Raw genomic sequence first — 17,126 nt, forward strand, 5'->3', positions numbered from 1 at the left:
GGAGTGCCGGAATGCCGGAGTGCCGGAGTGCCGATGCGCCGTAGCGCCTCGCCCCTCTCCCTGGCCCTGCTGCTGTACGGGTGGCCCGGGCGGCGCGTCTGCGCACCCGCGTGACAGAAGCGGGCTCTCGCACCGCCCTCGGGCCCGAAGTCAGCGGCTTGCCGCGAGTGCCGCCAGGACCGCGTCGGTCAGCCGGGTGACGTAGGCGTCGTCGGTGGGGCCGCCGACCGCGAGCATCCGGAAGTACAGCGGCGCGCCGAACAGGTCCACGGCCAGGCCCATGTCGAGGCCGGCGGGCAGCTCGCCGCGGTCCACGGCCTGCCGCAGCAGCGCGGCCACCGCCGCGCGCCGGGGCGCCAGCACCGCCTCGTGCAGGGCGTCCCGCAGCGACGGGTTGCGGGCGGACTCGGCGACCAGGTCGGGGATGATCCGCCCGACCAGCGGATGGCTCAGGTCGGCGATGGTGTCGCGGACGAACCGCGCCACGTCGGCGTGGAGCGAGCCGGAGCCGGCCGGGGCGGGCAGATGGGCGGCGGCGGCCTCCGAGACCAGCTCCACCACCATCGCCTCCTTGGACGGCCAGCGGCGGTAGAGGGCCGCCTTGCCGACCCGGGCGCGGCGGGTGACGGCCTCCATCGACATCCGGGCGTACCCGGTCTCGGCCAGCTCCTCGAAGACCGCCCGCCTGATCGTCTCGGTCACGGACTCGCGGAGCACCGCGGAGCCGGTGGGGCGGCGGTCGGATGCGCTGTCGCCGGTCACGTCGCTGGTCGGATCCATCGGCGGAGATTAACACCGGACGGAACGGTTGCGTTCCGTCCGGGGCGGGTGTACGTTCCCGGCCGACGGAACGGACCCGTTCCGTTCCGTAGGAGATCCGCTCCGGGTCTCCTCGGGGCGCGCCGGCCGAAGGGGGCCCGGATGAGGTTCCTGGGCACGACGACCACCGGCGGCACCGGGCCGCGGCCCCGGACCGTGCTCGCGCTGCTCGCCCTGTTCATCGTCATCAACGCCGCCGACAAGGCGGTGCTCGGACTCACCGCCGGACCCATCAAGGACGAACTCGGCCTCACCGCGACCGAGTTCGGCGCCGTCGCCAGCAGCTTCTACCTGCTCTTCAGCCTTTCCGCGATCACGGTCGGCCGGCTCGGCGACCGGATGAGCCCCCGGCCCCTGCTCGCCGTGCTCGCCCTGGTGTGGGCGGCCGCGCAACTGCCGATCCTGCTCCCCGCGGCCGGCTACGGCGCGCTGGTCGCCACCCGGGTGGTGCTCGGGGCGGGCGAGGGGCCGGGCTACCCGCTGGCCAACCACACCGCGTTCAGCTGGTTCCCGGAGAAACGGCGCGCCCTGCCCTCCGCCGTCGTCGTCGCCGGCGGCGCCGGCGGCACCGTCCTCGCCGCCCCGCTCGTCGTCCTGGTCACCGACACCCTCGGCTGGCGCGCCGCGTTCGGCCTGCTCGGCGCGGCCGGGCTGCTGTGGACCGCCGCATGGCTGCGTCTGGGAGGCGGCGGCCCGTACCAGGCCCACACCGGACCGGTCACCGCCCAACCCGCCGCTCCCGCCCTCCCGTTGACGCGGATCGTCACCACCGGCACCTGGATCGGCGCCACCGTCTCCACCTTCGCCGTGATGTGGACGCTCGCCCTCGGGTTCGCCTGGCTGCCGCTCTACCTGGAGGAACAGGCCGGGTTCGGCGACACCGAGGTCGGTGTGATCGTCGGCCTGCCCGCCCTGGCGATGGCCGTCCTCGCGCTCACCGCCGGCGCCGTCGCGCACCGGCTGCTGCGCGACGGGACCAGCGCCCGCGTCGCCCAGGGGCTGCTCGGCGCCGCGCTGCCGCTGCTCGCCGGGGTGTGCCTGCTGCTCGCCACCCGCGTCGGCCCGGCCCCGCTGCTGCTGCCGCTGCTGGTACTGGCGTTCAGCGCGGGCAACGGACAGACCCCGCTCACCAACGCGGCCGTCGCCGACATCTGTCCGCCCGCCCGGCGCGGCGCGGCCCTGGGACTGTCGTACGCCGTCGCCGCCCTCTCCAGCCTGCTCGCCCCCTACGTCACCGGCCACATCATCGACACCGCGCCGACCGAGGCCGTCGGCTACGGCCGCGCCTTCGACCTGGCCGCCGCTCTGCTGATCGGCGGCGCGCTGCTCGCGGCGCTGCTGATCCGCCCCGACCGGGACGCCCGCGCCCTGCGCACCGCCGCGCACCCGGCCGGCCCGACCCCCGAAGCGCACCTTGACGTGAAGGAGTGACCCGATGCCCATGGACATCGCCGTCGTCGCCGGGGCCCGCACCCCGATCGGCCGGCTCCGGGGCGCCCTCGCCTCGGCACCCGCCCACCGCCTGGGCGCCCTCGTCGTCCGGGAGGCCGTCGTACGCGCCGGAATGCGGCTCGACGCGGTGGACGAGGTGGTGCTCGGCTGCGTCGGCCAGGTCGGCCCCGAGGCGTTCAACGCCCGCCGCGCCGCCCTGGCCGCCGGACTGCCGGTGAGGACCACCGCCCACAACGTCAACCGGCTGTGCGGCTCCGGCCTCCAAGCCGTGTGGTCGGCCGCGCAGACCCTCATGGCCGGCGCGGCCGACGTGGTCGTGGCGGGCGGCAACGAGTCGATGACCCGTCAGCCGCTGCTCGACTACACCGGACGCGCCCCCGGCGAACTGCCCGGCCCGCCCTCGATCGACGGCACCCTCTCCCTGGTCACCGACCCCTTCGGCGACTACCCGATGGGCATGACCGGCGAGATCGTCGCCGAGCGGTACGGCATCTCCCGCGAACGCCAGGACCGCTGGGCCGCGGAGAGCCAGCGGCGGGCCGCCGCGGCCGTCGACGCCGGCCGGTTCGCCGCGCAGCTCGTCCCGGTCGCCACCGCCGACGGCGTCGTCGAACGCGACGAACACCCGCGTCCCGGCACCACGGCCGAGCGACTGGCCGCGCTGCCCACCGTCTTCGCGCAGGACGGCACCGTCACCGCCGGGAACTCCGCCGGGATGAACGACGGCGCCGCGGCGGTCCTCCTCGTCCGAGCCCGCGACCTCCCCCACGACACCGACCCGCTGTGCCTGCTGCGCGACGCGGCCGTGACCGCGCTGGAGCCGGAGATCATGGGCGTCGCCCCGGCGGAGACCGTCCGCACCCTGCTGCGCCGCAACGACCTCACCCTCGACGACATCGACGTGCTCGAACTCAACGAGGCCTTCGCGGCACAGGTGCTGGCCGTCCTCGACAGCCTCAAGGCCGACCCCGAGCGGGTCAACCCCAACGGCGGCGCCATCGCCCTCGGCCACCCCATCGGCGCCACCGGCACCGTACTGCTGCTCAAGGCGGCCCACGAACTGCGCCGCACCGGCGGCCGACTGGCCGTCGTCGCGCTGTGCATCGGCGGCGGGCAGGGCATCGCCGCGCTGATCGAGAACCCCGGCGCCGCCCGGTGACCGGGTACGTCTGGCACCCCTCGGCGGAGTTCACCGAGCGCGGCAACCTCGCCGCCTTCTGCCGCGCCCACGGCGTCGACGGCGGCTACCCCGCCCTGTGGGCCCGGTCCACCGCCGACCCGGAGTGGTTCTGGCGGCGGGCGGTGGCCGACATCGGCATCGTCTGGCACCGCCCGCCCGAGCGGATCCTCGACGACAGCGGCGGCATCGCCGCGACCCGCTGGTTCCCCGGCGCGCGCACCAACCTCGCCGACTCCTGCCTCGACCGGCACGTCCGCCAGGGACGAGCGGACGCGCCCGCACTGCGCTGGGAACGGGAGGACGGACGGCACGGAGAGCTGACGTACGGTCAGGCCGCCGACCTCAGCGCACGGGTGGCGGGCGGTCTGCGCGCCCTCGGCGTGACCGTGGGGGACCGGGTCGCCTGCTGTCTGCCGCCCGGCCCCGAGGCCTTCGCGCTGCTCTTCGCCTGCGCCCGGCTCGGCGCGCTCCTCGTGCCGCTGTTCTCCGGCTTCGGCGCCGACGCGATCGCCGTCCGGCTCGCCGACGCCGGGGCCCGGGTCCTGGTGACCGCCCGCTCCACCCGGCGGCACGGGCGCGTGTACGACCTCGAGAAGGTGGCCCGCACGGCGATCGCGGCGGCGCCGGACGTACGGCACCTCGTGGTCGTCCCGGAGGAGGCACCGGAGGAGGCACCGGAGGAGAGGTCCGCGGAGGGCCCGGCGGAGGTCCCGGACGGTCCTGAAGGGCTCGGCGACTGGGCCCGGCTGGCCGCCGCCGACCCCGTCCCCGCCCTCTCCCTCGACGCCTCCGCCCCCTTCCTGCTGCTGCACACCTCCGGCACCACCGGCCCTCCGAAGGGTGCCGTGCACACCCACGGCGGCTTCGCCGCGCAGGTCGGCAGCGAGACCCGGTACCACCTCGACCTCCGCCCGGACGACGTGGTGTTCTGGGTGACCGACCCCGGCTGGATCATGTTCCCGCTCGTCCTCGTCGGCACGACGCTCGCGGGCGGCTGCGCGGTGGCGTACGAGGGCGCGGTGGACCATCCGGACACCGGGCGGCTGTGGCGGCTGCTCGACGCCCACCGGGTCACGGTGTTCGGCAGCTCGCCCAGCCTGTCGCGGATGCTGAGGGACCGCGCGGTGCCGTCCCCGGCCGCCCCCGACCGGCTGCGGATCCTCGCCTCCACCGGGGAGCCGTGGACCGAGGAGGCCTGGCGCTGGTACTTCGCCTCGTTCGGCGGCGCCCGCCGACCGGTGATCAACATCTGCGGCGGCACCGAGGTCGGCGGCTCCCTGCTCGCCTCCGCCCCGGACGTGCCCCAGTCACCGTGCGGTTTCGCCGGGCCCTGCCTCGGCATCGACGCGGTCGTCGCCGGCGACGACGGCGCGGAGGTGCCCGACGGGACGATCGGGGAACTGGTCGTACGGCGGCCCTGGCCGGGCATGACACAAGGACTGTGGCGGGCGCCGGAGCGGTTCCGGGACGCCTACTTCGGCCGGCGGCCCGGTACCTGGTCGCACGGGGACCTGGTGTCCCGCAGCGGCGGCGAGTGGTTCGTGCACGGCCGCGCCGACGACGTCATCAAGGTCGCCGGCAAACGGCTCGGGCCCGCCGAGGCGGAGGACGCCGTGACCGCCGACCCGGCCGTCACCGAGGCCGCCGCCGTCGGCGTCCCGCACCCCGTCAAGGGCGAGACGCTGTGGTGCTTCGCGGTCCCCGCGCCCGGCCGCGCCCTCGGCCCGGCGGACGCCGAACGCCTCCGCGCCCGCGTCGCCGACGCCCTCGGCCCCGCCTTCCGTCCCGCCCGTGTCCTGCCCGTCCCCGAACTCCCGCGCACCCGCAACGGCAAGACCATGCGCCGTCTGCTGCGCGCCCTCGCCACCGGCGCACCACCGGGGGACCTGTCCACCCTGGTCAACCCGGGCTGCCTGGACGCCATCCGCGCCGCCGTGCACCGGACCGATCCGCAACCGCCCCCGTGAGCCCGCCGCCCCCGTGAGCCCGCCGCTCCCGTCAGCGCACCGCCCCCGTGAGCCCACCGCCCCCGTGAGCCCACAGCCCCCGTCAGCGCACCGCCCCCGTGAGCCCACCGCCCCCGTCAGCGCACCGACCCCGTCAGCGCACCGACCCCGTGAGCCCATCGACCCGAGGGAGTTCCATGCCGACGCTCGACATCCTCCTGCCCGGCTTCGCCGTCGACACCGACCAGGGCTATCCCGCGTTCTGCGGGGTCTTCCTGGTGCGCGGCACGGACGCCGCCGGGCGGCGCCGCCATGTGCTCGTCGACGCCGCGCACGTGGGCCGGCGGCCGTTCCTGTGGGACGCGCTCGCCGCGCACGGGCTGACCGCGGCCGACATCGACACCGTCGTCCTGACGCACGCCCACTGGGACCATGTGCAGAACATCGACCTGTTCCCGCACGCCACGCTGGTCCTGCACGGCGACGAGCGCCGGTACGCGCACACCCCGCACGCCAACGACTGGGCGACCCCCGCCTGGACCGGGCTGCTGCTGGAGCAACTGCCGGTGCGGGAGGTCGTGGACGGCGAGGAGATCATCCCCGGCGTCACCGTGATCGCCCTGCCCGGACACTCGCCCGGCAGCATCGGCGTCGTCGTGGAGACCGGGGCGGGCCGCGCCACCGTCACCGGCGACGCCCTGCACTTCGCCTACGTCGCCCGCACCCGCCGCAACCCGCTGGTCTTCTGGGACGCCGACGCCGCCGCCCGCAGCATCGACCGGGTGCTGGACGTGTCCGACGTGATCTACCCCGGTCACGACCGGCCGTTCCGGCTCACCGCGGACGGCGACGTCGACTACCTCGCGGACTTCTCGCTCACCCTCACCGGCCTGCGCCCCGACACCCCCGGCCTCTCCTTCGCGGACGGCACCGCACGGCCGCTGTGGACCATGCCCGGCATCGCCGACCAGCGCACCCTCCACGAGAAGAACGCCGACGAGATCGAGCGCCGCATCAGCCGGGTGCCACGCGTGCTGCGCCCGGTGCCGCCGGCAGCCGGGCCAGCGAACGGTTGAGCAGCGCGAAGAACGGCTCCGGGGCCTCGCGCGGGAAGAAGTGACCGCCGGGGACGGAGGTCAGCCGGAAGTCGCGCACGTACCGCTCCCACGCCCGCACCCCCTCCGGATCCACCAGCCGGTCGTCGGCGCCCGCGAAGGCCTCGACCCGCACCGGCAGCCGGGCCCGCGCGTCGGCCGGGTCCGGCAGCCCGGCGCCGCGGTGGCCGGCGCAGATCCGCAGATCGTCCCGGACCACCGGCAGCAGCACCCGCAGCCAGTCCTCCCGGCCCAGGAACAGCGGATCGAGCCCACCGCACGCCACCAGCGCCCGCGCCAGCCCCGCGTCGTCGTGCTCGTCCGGCCGCGGCAGGACGGGCGTGCGGTGCGGAGCCGCGTACGCGCCCAGGAACAGCGTCTCGGGGCCGCGCCCGCCGGCCCGCAGCCGGGCCGCCGTCAGCGCCGCCGCGAGCAGCGCCCCCATGCTGTGCCCGTACGCCGCCCAGGGCTCCTCGTCGAGCAGCGGCCCCAGCTCGCGGTCCAGCGCCTCGACCGCCTCCCCGGCGTCCTGGAAGCGCCGCTCGCGAAAGCGGGCCTCGCGGCCCGGCAACTGCACCGGCAGCACATCGACGTCCGCAGGCAGCCGGTCCGCCCACGGTGCGAAGAACGAGGCGCCGCCGCCCGCGTGATGGAAGCAGAACAGCCGCAGCCGGGCGTCCGCGCGAGGCGCCCGGACCAGACTGGGCGCCACCGCACCCGCCGTCATACCGCCTCCTTCCCGCGCCCGCGCCGCCGTGCCCCGCGCCCCGCGGACTGCGGGGTCCGGCGGCCGGTGAGCAGCCGCGCCAGGACCGGCGGGCAGACCACGTCCACCTGGGTGTCGGGGAACAGGACGCGCAGGCGCAGGCCCGGCTCGGCGTCGTCCGCGTGCGGCCGGGCGCTCATCGGCCGGTCACCGCCTCGTACAGCTGCCGGAACGTCCGCGCCTGGAGCAGGTCCACCACCGGGATGCGGCGGCCCGCGGCGCTTTCCACGACGGTCACCAGCCGCAGCAGCAGCACCGAGTCCCACTCGGGGAAGTCGTCCAGCGGGCGGTCCAGGTCGGCGGCGCCGACCCGCAGGCCCAGCTCCTCCTCCAGCAGGCTGCGAAAGCCGGTGGTGTCGGCGAGGGCGGTGGTCATGGGCGGTCTCCGTCCGTCGGGGTGTCGAGCGTCGGGGTGTCGAGCGGGCCGAACGCGGCGTCCAGCCGCAGATGGGCGGGGGCGGGGGTGATGTCCCGCAGGTCGTGCCGGAAGGACACGGCGTCGGGGTCGTCCGGGTCCGTGCCGATCGCGGTGAACCCGTGCTCGGCGTAGAAGCCGGCGAAGGCCGTGTTGCGCGGCGAGGGCAGATAGCGGCCCGTCACCCAGCGCGCCCCGGCGGAGCGCGCCAGGTCCAGCACCGCCGCCACACAGGCCGCCTCGATGCCGCGGGCGAACACCCGGCAGCTGAGCACGAAGTTGTCCACGCGCAGGCCCTCGCCGTCGCGGCGCAGGAACAGCGCGCCGATCAGCCCGTGGTCGCCGAACCGGTCCTGGGCCCGCACCGCGACCACCGCGCGGCCCGGCCGCTCCCGCCAGGCGGCCACCTCCGGCACCTGGAGGCGCTCGGTGGCCAGGTGGAACTGGTTGGTGCGCAGGGTGAGCTGGGAGACCCGCGCCAGCTCCGCCTCCGACGCCGGCCGCAGCACCACCTCGATGCCCAGGCCCTCCAGGTACTCCTGGTAGGAACCGGTGTCCTCGCGGAAATCCTGGCGCAGCGCCTCCGTGCGGTAGCGGCCGGCTCGTTCCACATCGGCCTCGGTCAGCTCGAACAGGTCGAACCAGCCGTCCGCCAGCAGCGCCGAGGGATGCAGCGCCGGTTCCTCGTCGACCCGCACCACCGCCACCTCGGGCAGCCGCTCGGCGACCAGCCCGCACTCGAAGAGGCTGTCGTCGACGAAGACGAAGCCGTCCAGTCCGAGCCCCAGCCGGTCCGCGATGTCCCGCAGATTGTCGTGCTTGGCCTTCCAGTTGGCGTTGACGCGCACGAAGGCGTCGTCGCGCAGCACCATCGCCGGATGGGTGCGCAGCGTCTCGCGCACCGGAGCGTCGTCGTTCTTGCTGCTGACGGCCAGCAGCACCCCTTGCGAGCCGAGCTGGGCGACCGTCCGCTGGAACTCCCGGAAGGCCTCGCCGCGCAGCCCGGCGCCCAGTTCGACGCCGTCCGGCCCGGCCTCGCCGAGCACCCCGCCCCACAGCGTCCCGTCCAGGTCCAGCACCAGCACCTTGCGGGTCCGGCCGAGACGGGCCCGCACGAGGTGCGCGGCCTCCCGGGCGTACGCGGCGAGCAGCGGTCCGGACAGCCGGGCCCGCGCGTACTGCGCGGTGCGCGGCTCGATGGCCGGGACGCCCTCGGCGACCAGCGGATCGAGGTCGACGGTGACCACCGCCGGATGCCGTTCGGCCAGCTCCAGCAGCCCGCTGTTGAACTCCCGCCACACCGCGCCCAGCCGGGCCCGCGACCGGAGGTCGATCAGCTGGTGGCTGTAACGGCGCGGCAGCGGCACGGTGTTGAGCACCAGCAGCCCGCGCCCGGCCTCCTGATGGGCGCGCACCGCACCGGCCAGCAGCGCGAGCCGGGCCCGCGCGGCCGCCGCCACGTCCTCGGCCCGCCAGGGCACGGTGACGTCGTCGAAGACGGTGTGCGCGTCGAGCAGACAGAGCGTGAGCTGCGGCTGCCCGTCGTCCGCGGGCCGCGTCAGATCCTGGAGATACGACCCGTACGGGGCGACCGTCGCCGCCGACAGCAGGCCGTGGCGGGCGAGTTCGGCGGTGAGCGGCGCCACCACCGGCGCCACCGTGGAGTGGCCGGTGACCGCCACCGGCACCACCGGCACGTCGGGGGAGTGCCGCCGTACCTCCTCCGGGTCGAGCCGGGCCAGCAGCTGGCCGGCGGCCGGCAGGTCCGTCGCGGGCATCCGCGCCAGGAGTCCGCGGACGGCGCCGTACTCGGCGGCGAGCCGCCCGGACCTGTGCAGGGCGCGCAGGGCGGGCAGGGCGCCGGGGTCGTGCCAGGTGGCGTCGGCCGCGTGGGCCGGCGGGGAGTACGTCTGCGTCATGACCGCTCCAGGGCGACACCGGACTTGATCCACTTGCTGGACTCCACGGCCACCACGACGGCCCGCCCGGGCCCGTCCCACTGCCGCAGCAACTCGTCGAGCTGGAGGAACGGCAGGGCGTTGCCGTTGTTGCCGACGTGCCGGACCACGTTGACGCGGCGGGCGTCCGGCGCGGGCAGCTCGGCGGAGATCCGGTCGCTCATCCGCCCGGACAACTGCGGCGGCAGCAGGAAGTCCACCTCGTCGGCGCCCCAGCCCAGATCCTCCAGCAGCTCCCAGAACATCTGCTGGGCCAGGGCCGGTACCGCCTCCTCGATCGCCTTGTAGTCCTCGAAGACGGCCGTGCGCCCGCTGTGGCGGTCGCCGAGCCCGAACCAGTCGACGATCTGGCCTGGCTCCCGGCCCAGGCCGACCAGCCGGTTGAGCACCTGGCGGACCGCGACGCCCCCGGCGGCCGGTTCGGCGGTGAGCACGGCGGCGCCCGCCCCGTCGCCGAACAGCACGTAGTTGACGAGTTCGGCGGAGGTGCGGGCGGCCGGGTCGAAGTCGGTCTCCAGATGCTTGGCGCACACGTCGCCGCCGATCACCAGTACCGTCCGGCAGCGCCCCGCGAGCAGCAGGGTGCGGGCCACGTCCAGCGCCTGCACGGCGCCCGCGCAGCCGGACTGGAGCTGGTAGGTCGGCACGTTGTCGATGCCCAGCCGGTCCGCGACCAGGTTCACGGTGGCGGGCATCAGCTGGTCGGGGGTGGCGGTGCCCATCACGATGCCGTCGATGTCGTACGGCTCCAGACCGGCCTGGGCCAGCGCCCGGTCGGCGGCGGTCGCCGCGAGGTCGGCCAGGGTGTGCCGCACCTGGCCGGTCGCCAGGTCCACGGCGAAGTGGCGGCTGACGTTGCCGATGAACATCTCGGCCCAGGTCTCGTCGACACCGACGAGCTTGGCCAGGGTCGCGTTGTCCACCGGATCGCCGGGCAGGCAGGTGCCGACGGAGGCGAGCCGGACGGTGGGTTCGGTCATCAGCGGGTTCCCTCCGGGACGGGGTGGCGGCCGCGCAGATAGCCGACGAGGTCGCCCACCGTGCGCAGACTGGCGAGCAGTTCCTCGACGGGCAGCGAGCCGAGGCGCGGCAGCTCGTGCTCGATACGGGCCTTCAGCTCCATCACGCGGATCGAGTCGAAGCCCAGGTCCTCGTGGAGCCGGGAGCGGTCGTGCACCCGGTCCGGTGCGTGCCCGCCGACCCGGCACACCAGCCGGCGGGTCACTGCGGCGAGTTCGTCCGGCGACCGCGCCGCGCCGTCCGCCGCGTCCGGTTCCGCGAGGGCGGCGGGTGCGGCGGCGGACGGCTCGGCCCGCCCGGCCCGCCCGGCCCGCCCGGCCCGCCCGGCCCGCTCGGCCCACTCGGTCTCCGTGGGCGGCGTCGCGGTCGCCGTGGCCGACGCGCCCGGCGCGGGCCGTGCCGGGGCGTCGCCGGAGCGCCAGGACCGGAAGGTGTCGTCGAAGACGTACGGCGGCAGCCGCCGCGGCACCCGGTCCGCGTCCGCGTAGAGCACGTCCCACTCCGGGGCGAGCCCGTCGCACCACAGCTCGCCCAGCAGCTGCTGGGGCCGGTACGCCGGCGCGTGCTCCCCGGGGTGCGCGGCGTGCGCGCGCGCCGGATGCCCGCCGTCCGCCGCCAGCCGCGCCAGCAGCGGGGTGAGCACCGCGCGCGGGCCGAGCTCCACCACATGCGTGACCCCGCCGCCCAGCAGGGCCTCGGCGGCCCCGGCGAACCGGACCGGCGCGGTGATCTGCCGCGCCCAGTAGGCGGCGTCCAGGCTCTCCTCGTCGTCCAGCGCCCGGCCGTACACCGTGGAGAACACCGGGAGCACCGGCCGCCGCACCGTCACCTCGGCGCACTCGGCGCGGAACTCCGCCACCATCGGCCGCATCAGCGGCGAATGGAAGGCGTGCGAGACACCGAGCCGCCGCGCCCCCACCTTCCGCCCGCGCAACTCGTCCGCGAGGGCGTCCAGTTCGCTCAGGTCTCCGGAGATCACCGTGTTCCGCGGCCCGTTGTCGGCGGCCACCGACAGCCGGGGCCGGCCCGCCAGCAGCGCCTCGGCCGCCGCCGCGTCCAGGCCCGTCGCCAGCATGCCGCCGTCCTCGGGCAGCGCCTCCATCAGCGCCCCGCGCCGGGCCACCAGCCGGGCGGCGTCCGCCGGATCGAGCGCCCCGGCGACGACCGCCGCCGCGAACTCCCCGATGCTGTGCCCGAGGACGGCCGACGGCCGGATCCCGGCCTCCGCCAGCGTCGCCGCCATGGCGTACCCGACCGCGAACAGCGCGGGCTGGGCGAAGCGCGCCCGGTGCACCTCCGCGTCCCCGTCGAGCACCAGCCCCCGCACCGAGCGCCCGGTGTACGGGGCGAGCATCTCGTCGATCCCGTCGAGGTGCCGGGCGTAGGCGGGACACGACCCGTACCAGGAGGCGGCCATACGAGGGTGCTGGGCGCCCTGGCCCGTGAACGCGAACGCCACCGACGGCGCCGCCCGGTGCCCGCTGTCCCGGTCCGCCCGCTCCTCGGCCCGCCCGGCCGCCGCCCGCAATCCCTCGGCCAGCGCGGACAGACCGTCCGCCGCCACGGCCGCCCGGTACGGCAGCCGCGACTTCACCCGGTTGCTGGTCCAGCACAGCTGCGCCAACTGGTCCGCCGGCCGCCGCGCCAGTCCCGCGGCCTGCGCCAGCAGATTGGCCCGCAGCCGCTCCGGGGTGCGCGCCGAGACCGTGAACACACCCGGCGCGCCCGGTGTGCCGCGGCGGGCCGTCCGGGGCGCGCCGGCCAGCACCGCGTGCGCGTTGGTGCCGCCCATGCCGAAGCTGCTGACCGCCGCGTGCACCGGGCCGGGCGGCAGCCGCAGCGGCGCCCTCAGCAGCGCCAGCCGGCGCCCGGCCAGGTCCAGCTTCGGGTTCTCCCGCTGCGCGAACCGGCTCGGCGGCACCGTGCGGTGGTGCAGCGCCAGCACCGCCTTGACCAGCCCCGCGACCCCGGCGGCGCCCTCCGCGTGCCCGAGGTTGCTCTTCACCGAGCCGAGCGCCACACTGCCGCTGCCGCGCCCGGCGGTCAGCTCGCCGAGCGCCTGCGCCTCCATGTGGTCGCCGAGCAGCGTGCCGGTGCCGTGCGCCTCCACGAAGGCGATGTCGTCGGCCGTCACCCCGGCCCGCCGCCACACCGACTCGATGAGCCGCCGTTGCGCCCACCGGCTGGGCGCGGTGATGCCGTTGCTGCGGCCGTCCTGGTTGCTGCCGCTCTCCGCCAGCACCGCGTACACCGGCTGACGGTCCGCCAGCGCGTCGCGCAGCCGGCGCAGCACCAGCACAGCCACGCCCTCGGCCCGGCCGATGCCGTCGGCGTCGGCGCTGAACGGCTTGCAGCGGCCGTCGGGCGCGGACAGCCCGGCCTGGGCGTAGAAGATGTTGATGACCGGCGTCATGATCAGGTTGGTTCCGGCGGCCAGCGCGTGGTCGCACTCGCCGGAGCGCAGCGCGTTCACCGCCAGGTGCACGGCCACCAGCGAGGAGGAGCAGGCGGTGTCCACGGCGAGGCTCGGACCTCTGAGGTCGAGGTGGTACGACACCCGGTTGGCGCCCATGAAGTAGCCGTTGCCCGAGCCGTGCCGGGCGGTGATCCGGTCGTAGTCGGCCAGCTGGAGGAACGCCCACTCGTTCGCCATCACCCCGACGAACACGCCGGTGTCGGTGCCCGCCAGGTCCTGCGGCGCGATCGCGGCGTCCTCCACGGCCCGCCAGGCGCACTGGAGCAGCAGCCGCTGCTGCGGGTCCATCGCCTCCGCCTCGGCCGGGGCGATCCCGAAGAAGTCGGGGTCGAAGGCGTCCGGGTCGTCGATGAACCCGCCGCGCGTGGTGTTGGTACGGCCGGGAGCGGGCCGCCCCGGCGTGCCGCCGTCCGCCACGGTCGTGCGGTGCCGGTCGGCGTCCCAGCGGCCGGCGGGCACCGGGCCGGTGCCGTCGCGGCCGTCCATCAGCAGGGACCAGAACTCCCGCGCGTCGCGGGCGCCCGGGAACCGGCAGTCCAGGCCGACGACCGCGATCGGCTCGCGCTCGCTCATGACCGCCCCGCGCGCGCCAGCAGCTCGGCGAGGTGCTCGGTGAGGGCCCGCACGGTCGGGAAGTCGTAGGCGACGGTCGGGGCGACCGCGATCCGGTGGCGCTCCTCGATCTCGCCGCAGATGCTGATCGCCGCGACCGAGTCGATGCCGTAGTCCGCGAGCGGGATGTCCGGGTCGATCTCCTCGGGCGCCTGATGGAGGTGGAAGGCCACCCGCTCGGTCAGCCAGGCGGCGAGACCGGCGGCCGGACGGCGGTCCAGGGGCGTACGGGTGGTGTCAGGGGCGATGCTCATGGCGTGGCTCTCTCTTCGCGGTCGGGCGGTGGTCCGTCGGCGGTGCGGCAGCGGCCGGCGGCAGCGGTCGCCGGCGGTGGCCGGGGGCAGTGGCCGGGGCGGCGCGGTGGTCGCTCAGGTGGGGGAGGAGGCGGTGGCGGAGGGCTGCGCGGCCGTCGCCGTGGCCGTCGCAGTGGTCGTGGCCGTGGCCGTGGCTGTGGGCGTCGCGGTCGTCGGTGCCGTCGCGGTCGCCGTCGCCGTCGCGGGGAGGAGGGCGGCGACCGGGCGGGGCAGGCGCTGGTGCAGCACGGACAGGGCGCCGTCGAGGAACAGCTGCCGCATCAGGGTGCGCTGAGTCTTGCCGCTGGTGGTCCGGCGGATCACCCCCTGACGCACCAGCACCACGCCCGCCGCGGCCAGCTGGAACCGGCGGCTGAGCAGCGCCTGCACATCGGCGGCCAGCCGCGGCAGATCGGAGTCTTCGGCGGCCCGGTCGCGCAACTCCTGCACCACGACCACATGGGAGCGGTCGTCGCCCCCGTCCACGGTGAACACCGCGCCGCCGCCGCGCCGGAAGGCGTCCCCGGAGTCCTGCACGGCCTGCTCGATGTCCTGCGGGTAGAGGTTGCGGCCGTGCTGGATCAGCATCTCCTTGATCCGCCCGGTGACGAACAGCTCCCCGTCCAGCAGCGCGCCCAGGTCGCCGGTGCGGAAGTACCCGGTGCGGCCGTCCGCCGTCGCCGCGCGGAAGGACTCGTCCGTCAGCCGGTCGCGGTTCCAGTAGCCCGCGGCCACCGACGGGCCGCGCAGCCAGATCTCGCCGACCCGGCCGTCCGACAGCACCTCCAGCGAGACCGGGTCCGCGATCAGCACCTCGGTGTCCTTCGGTCGGCCGCAGCCGACCAGGGTGCGGGCCGCGCGGTCGCTGCGCGCCGGACGCAGTTCGTCCCGCTCCAGGGCGTGGGAGTCCACGGTGATCTCCAGGTGCGGGGCCTCGGTGTCGCCGCTGGAGACCAGCAGCGTGTTCTCGGCCAGGCCGTAGGAGGGCAGCAGCGCCTCGGGCCGCAGTCCGTTCCCGGCGAAGCGCCGGGCGAACGCCCGCAGCGTCTGCGCGCGCACCGGCTCCGCCCCGTCGAGCGCCACCCGCAGACTGGACAGGTCCAGCCCGGCGGACTGCTCCTCGGTGACCCGCCGTACGCACAGCTCGTAGCCGAAGTCGGGCGAGGCGGTGCCCTCCACCCGGTAGTCGTGGATCATCCGCAGCCAGCGGTGCGGCTGTTTGACGAACGCGATCGGTGACATCTGCACGCTGGTACCGCCCACCCACAGCGGCTGGAGGGTCATCCCGATCAGGCCCATGTCGTGGTAGAGCGGCAGCCAGCTGCCCGCGACCACGCCGTCCTGAGTGCGCATCGCGGACCGGATGGCCTCCTCGTTGGCGGCCAGATTGCCGTGGGTGACCATCACGCCCTTCGGTTCGCTGGTGGAGCCGGAGCTGTACTGGAGGAACGCGATGTCGGTGTCCTTCACCACCGGCGGCGTCCACAGGTCCGGGTCGTCGTCGCTCTCGTCGTCGCCCACGGCGGCCGACAGGCACACCACGTCCTGCTCGCCGGAGGCGGCCAGCCAGGCGCCGATCGCCTGCCGGTACTCGGGCAGCGTGAGCACCGCCCCGACCCGCGCGTCGCGCAGGATGCCGCTGACCCGCGCCAGCCGTTCACCGGGCTCGTCGGGCAGCGGCGCGGGGATCGCGGTGCGGCCGGCGTAGAAGCAACCCAGGAACGCGGTGACGAAGTCCAGGGTCGGCGGGTAGAGCAGCAGGACCGGGCGCGCCGGGTCGCCCTTGGCCGACCGGCGCAGCCGGTTCGCCACCACCCGGGCCCGCCGGTCCAGTGCGGCGTAGTCGAGCTGCTGCGGCCGCATCGTCGGGCCGTCCTCGTGCAGGTACACGAACGCGGCGCGCTCGGGGTGACGGTCCACCCCGTGGCGTACGGCGTCCGTCAGCGTTCGGTGCTGGGGCTGGTGCGGCACAGGCTGTCCTCTCACGGTCGGGTCGGCACCGAGTGCCAGGGAGTGGGTTCAGCCTCGGGGACCGGTGAAAAGGCGGCGTAAAGCCGAAATTGCTGCGCACGTCACAGGTCGGGGCTCCGCCGGACGGCGGCGCGACGAGCCGGTACAACGGTGGGTGTCCGCGAGGGAACCGTCCGTACCGGCACGCGGTGCCGGGAAGGAGTCGTCCGTGTCTGAGACCCCGTCACTCGTCGGACCCGTCCGCCCCGCCGACGCCGACGCCGACACCGGGACCGACATCGAGGCCGACACCGGGATCGACATCGAGGCCGACACCGGCATCGACACAGACACCGACGCCGTCACCGACCTCCGGCGCGCGGCCCGTGCGATCCGCGACGCCGTGCGGCGGCACGGGTACGCGGTGTGCCACGGGCGTTCGGCCGACTGGGCGCGGGCCGCCGCACCGCCCCTGGCCGACCTGCTCGGAGCGGACCTGTCGCGCTGGCACGCGGCCCGCGAACCCGCCGCGCGGGACCGGCTGGTGGGCTCCCGGCTGCTGCTGCGCTGGGCCGTCGCCGCGGCCGGCGGCTGCGCACCGGACGAGGTGCGGCTCGGCCGGGACGCCCGGGGCCGGCCGGTGGTGTGCGCGCCCGCCGGCCTGGACGCGGGCCTGAGTCACACGGGGGACCTGCTCGTCGTCGGTGTGGCCCGGGGACGCCTGATCGGCGTGGACGTCGAGGCGCGCGGCCGCTCGCTGCGCGATCTGGCCGAACGGATCTGCCACCCGCGGGAGTCGGCGGAGCTGCGGCGCCTGCCGCCGGCCGAGCGGGAGACCGCACTGGTGCGGCTCTGGACGCTGAAGGAGGCCTGGACGAAGGCGCTCGGCGTGGGGCTGGCCCAGGACCTCACCCGGCTCGACACCCGGTCGCCTGCGCGGTCCGGCGGCCGGGACGGCTGGCGGCTGGACTGCCGTGAGATACGCGGGGGCTTCCTCGTCGGAGTGGCGGTGGGGCCGGGCGGCGGGACGGACAGCGGTTCCGTCGGCGATTCGGTCAGCGGTTCGGTCGGGGGTTCGGTCGGCGGTTCGGTCAGTGGTTCGGTCGGCGGGCCGGGCAGCGCGTGAACTCGTCGGGCCCGCAAAC

14 protein-coding genes are annotated in these 17,126 nt (G+C 75.8%); 5 read left to right on the forward strand and 9 right to left on the reverse strand.

Features of this window, described 5'->3' with window-relative positions; genetic code table 11:
• Window positions 1-150: 150 nt before the first annotated feature.
• Complete coding sequence (locus tag ABT232_RS32730; protein WP_351846835.1) at window positions 151-780, reverse strand: TetR/AcrR family transcriptional regulator; 630 nt, start codon at window positions 778-780, stop codon at window positions 151-153.
• Between the two features lie 141 nt (window positions 781-921).
• On the opposite strand from ABT232_RS32730, the gene ABT232_RS32735 reads away from it, so the two are divergent.
• The 4 genes from ABT232_RS32735 (at window position 922) to ABT232_RS32750 (ending at window position 6,473) form a co-directional block, all read left to right on the forward strand.
• Complete coding sequence (locus tag ABT232_RS32735) at window positions 922-2,250, forward strand: MFS transporter (RefSeq protein ID WP_351846837.1); 1,329 nt, start codon at window positions 922-924, stop codon at window positions 2,248-2,250.
• 4 nt (window positions 2,251-2,254) lie between these two features.
• Window positions 2,255-3,430, forward strand: coding sequence for a thiolase family protein (locus ABT232_RS32740; protein WP_351846838.1), 1,176 nt, complete (start codon window positions 2,255-2,257; stop codon window positions 3,428-3,430).
• Window positions 3,427-5,418 carry an AMP-binding protein gene (locus ABT232_RS32745; protein WP_351846841.1) on the forward strand — a complete coding sequence of 664 codons (1,992 nt, stop codon included), beginning with the start codon at window positions 3,427-3,429 and terminating at the stop codon, window positions 5,416-5,418. Before ABT232_RS32740 ends, ABT232_RS32745 begins: the two co-directional genes overlap by 4 nt.
• A 176-nt stretch (window positions 5,419-5,594) precedes the next feature.
• Complete coding sequence (locus ABT232_RS32750) at window positions 5,595-6,473, forward strand: MBL fold metallo-hydrolase (RefSeq protein ID WP_351846843.1); 879 nt, start codon at window positions 5,595-5,597, stop codon at window positions 6,471-6,473.
• On the opposite strand, the gene ABT232_RS32755 is transcribed toward ABT232_RS32750, so the two are convergent.
• From ABT232_RS32755 to ABT232_RS32790, 8 genes are all read right to left on the reverse strand, one after another.
• A complete protein-coding gene (locus tag ABT232_RS32755) occupies window positions 6,412-7,218 on the reverse strand; it encodes a thioesterase II family protein (RefSeq protein ID WP_351846846.1) in 807 nt (268 codons plus the stop codon). The two genes, ABT232_RS32750 and ABT232_RS32755, sit on opposite strands and share 62 nt — an antisense overlap.
• Complete coding sequence (locus ABT232_RS32760) at window positions 7,215-7,397, reverse strand: hypothetical protein (RefSeq protein ID WP_351846849.1); 183 nt, start codon at window positions 7,395-7,397, stop codon at window positions 7,215-7,217. Before ABT232_RS32760 ends, ABT232_RS32755 begins: the two co-directional genes overlap by 4 nt.
• Window positions 7,394-7,633: a phosphopantetheine-binding protein gene (locus ABT232_RS32765; protein ID WP_351846851.1), complete on the reverse strand. Its 240-nt coding sequence runs from the start codon at window positions 7,631-7,633 to the stop codon at window positions 7,394-7,396. The genes ABT232_RS32760 and ABT232_RS32765 overlap by 4 nt, the downstream gene beginning before the upstream one ends.
• Window positions 7,630-9,591, reverse strand: coding sequence for an HAD-IIIC family phosphatase (locus ABT232_RS32770; protein WP_351846854.1), 1,962 nt, complete (start codon window positions 9,589-9,591; stop codon window positions 7,630-7,632). The genes ABT232_RS32765 and ABT232_RS32770 overlap by 4 nt, the downstream gene beginning before the upstream one ends.
• On the reverse strand, window positions 9,588-10,610 hold the full coding sequence (locus tag ABT232_RS32775; RefSeq protein ID WP_351846857.1) for a 3-oxoacyl-ACP synthase III family protein: 1,023 nt from the start codon (window positions 10,608-10,610) through the stop codon (window positions 9,588-9,590). The genes ABT232_RS32770 and ABT232_RS32775 overlap by 4 nt, the downstream gene beginning before the upstream one ends.
• Window positions 10,610-13,699, reverse strand: a complete 3,090-nt coding sequence (locus ABT232_RS32780; protein ID WP_351846859.1) for a type I polyketide synthase — start codon at window positions 13,697-13,699, stop codon at window positions 10,610-10,612. The genes ABT232_RS32775 and ABT232_RS32780 overlap by 1 nt, the downstream gene beginning before the upstream one ends.
• Window positions 13,696-13,992: an acyl carrier protein gene (locus ABT232_RS32785; protein ID WP_351846862.1), complete on the reverse strand. Its 297-nt coding sequence runs from the start codon at window positions 13,990-13,992 to the stop codon at window positions 13,696-13,698. Before ABT232_RS32785 ends, ABT232_RS32780 begins: the two co-directional genes overlap by 4 nt.
• Window positions 13,993-14,106: 114 nt before the next feature.
• A complete protein-coding gene (locus tag ABT232_RS32790) occupies window positions 14,107-16,002 on the reverse strand; it encodes a fatty acyl-AMP ligase (protein ID WP_351846865.1) in 1,896 nt (631 codons plus the stop codon).
• Between the two features lie 208 nt (window positions 16,003-16,210).
• Here ABT232_RS32790 and ABT232_RS32795 point away from each other — a divergent pair, with 208 nt between their 5' ends.
• Window positions 16,211-17,107: a 4'-phosphopantetheinyl transferase family protein gene (locus ABT232_RS32795; protein WP_351846868.1), complete on the forward strand. Its 897-nt coding sequence runs from the start codon at window positions 16,211-16,213 to the stop codon at window positions 17,105-17,107.
• Window positions 17,108-17,126 lie beyond the last annotated feature (19 nt).

The sequence above is a fragment of the Streptomyces sp. NPDC001532 genome, assembly GCF_040298625.1.
Lineage (GTDB): Bacteria > Actinomycetota > Actinomycetes > Streptomycetales > Streptomycetaceae > Streptomyces.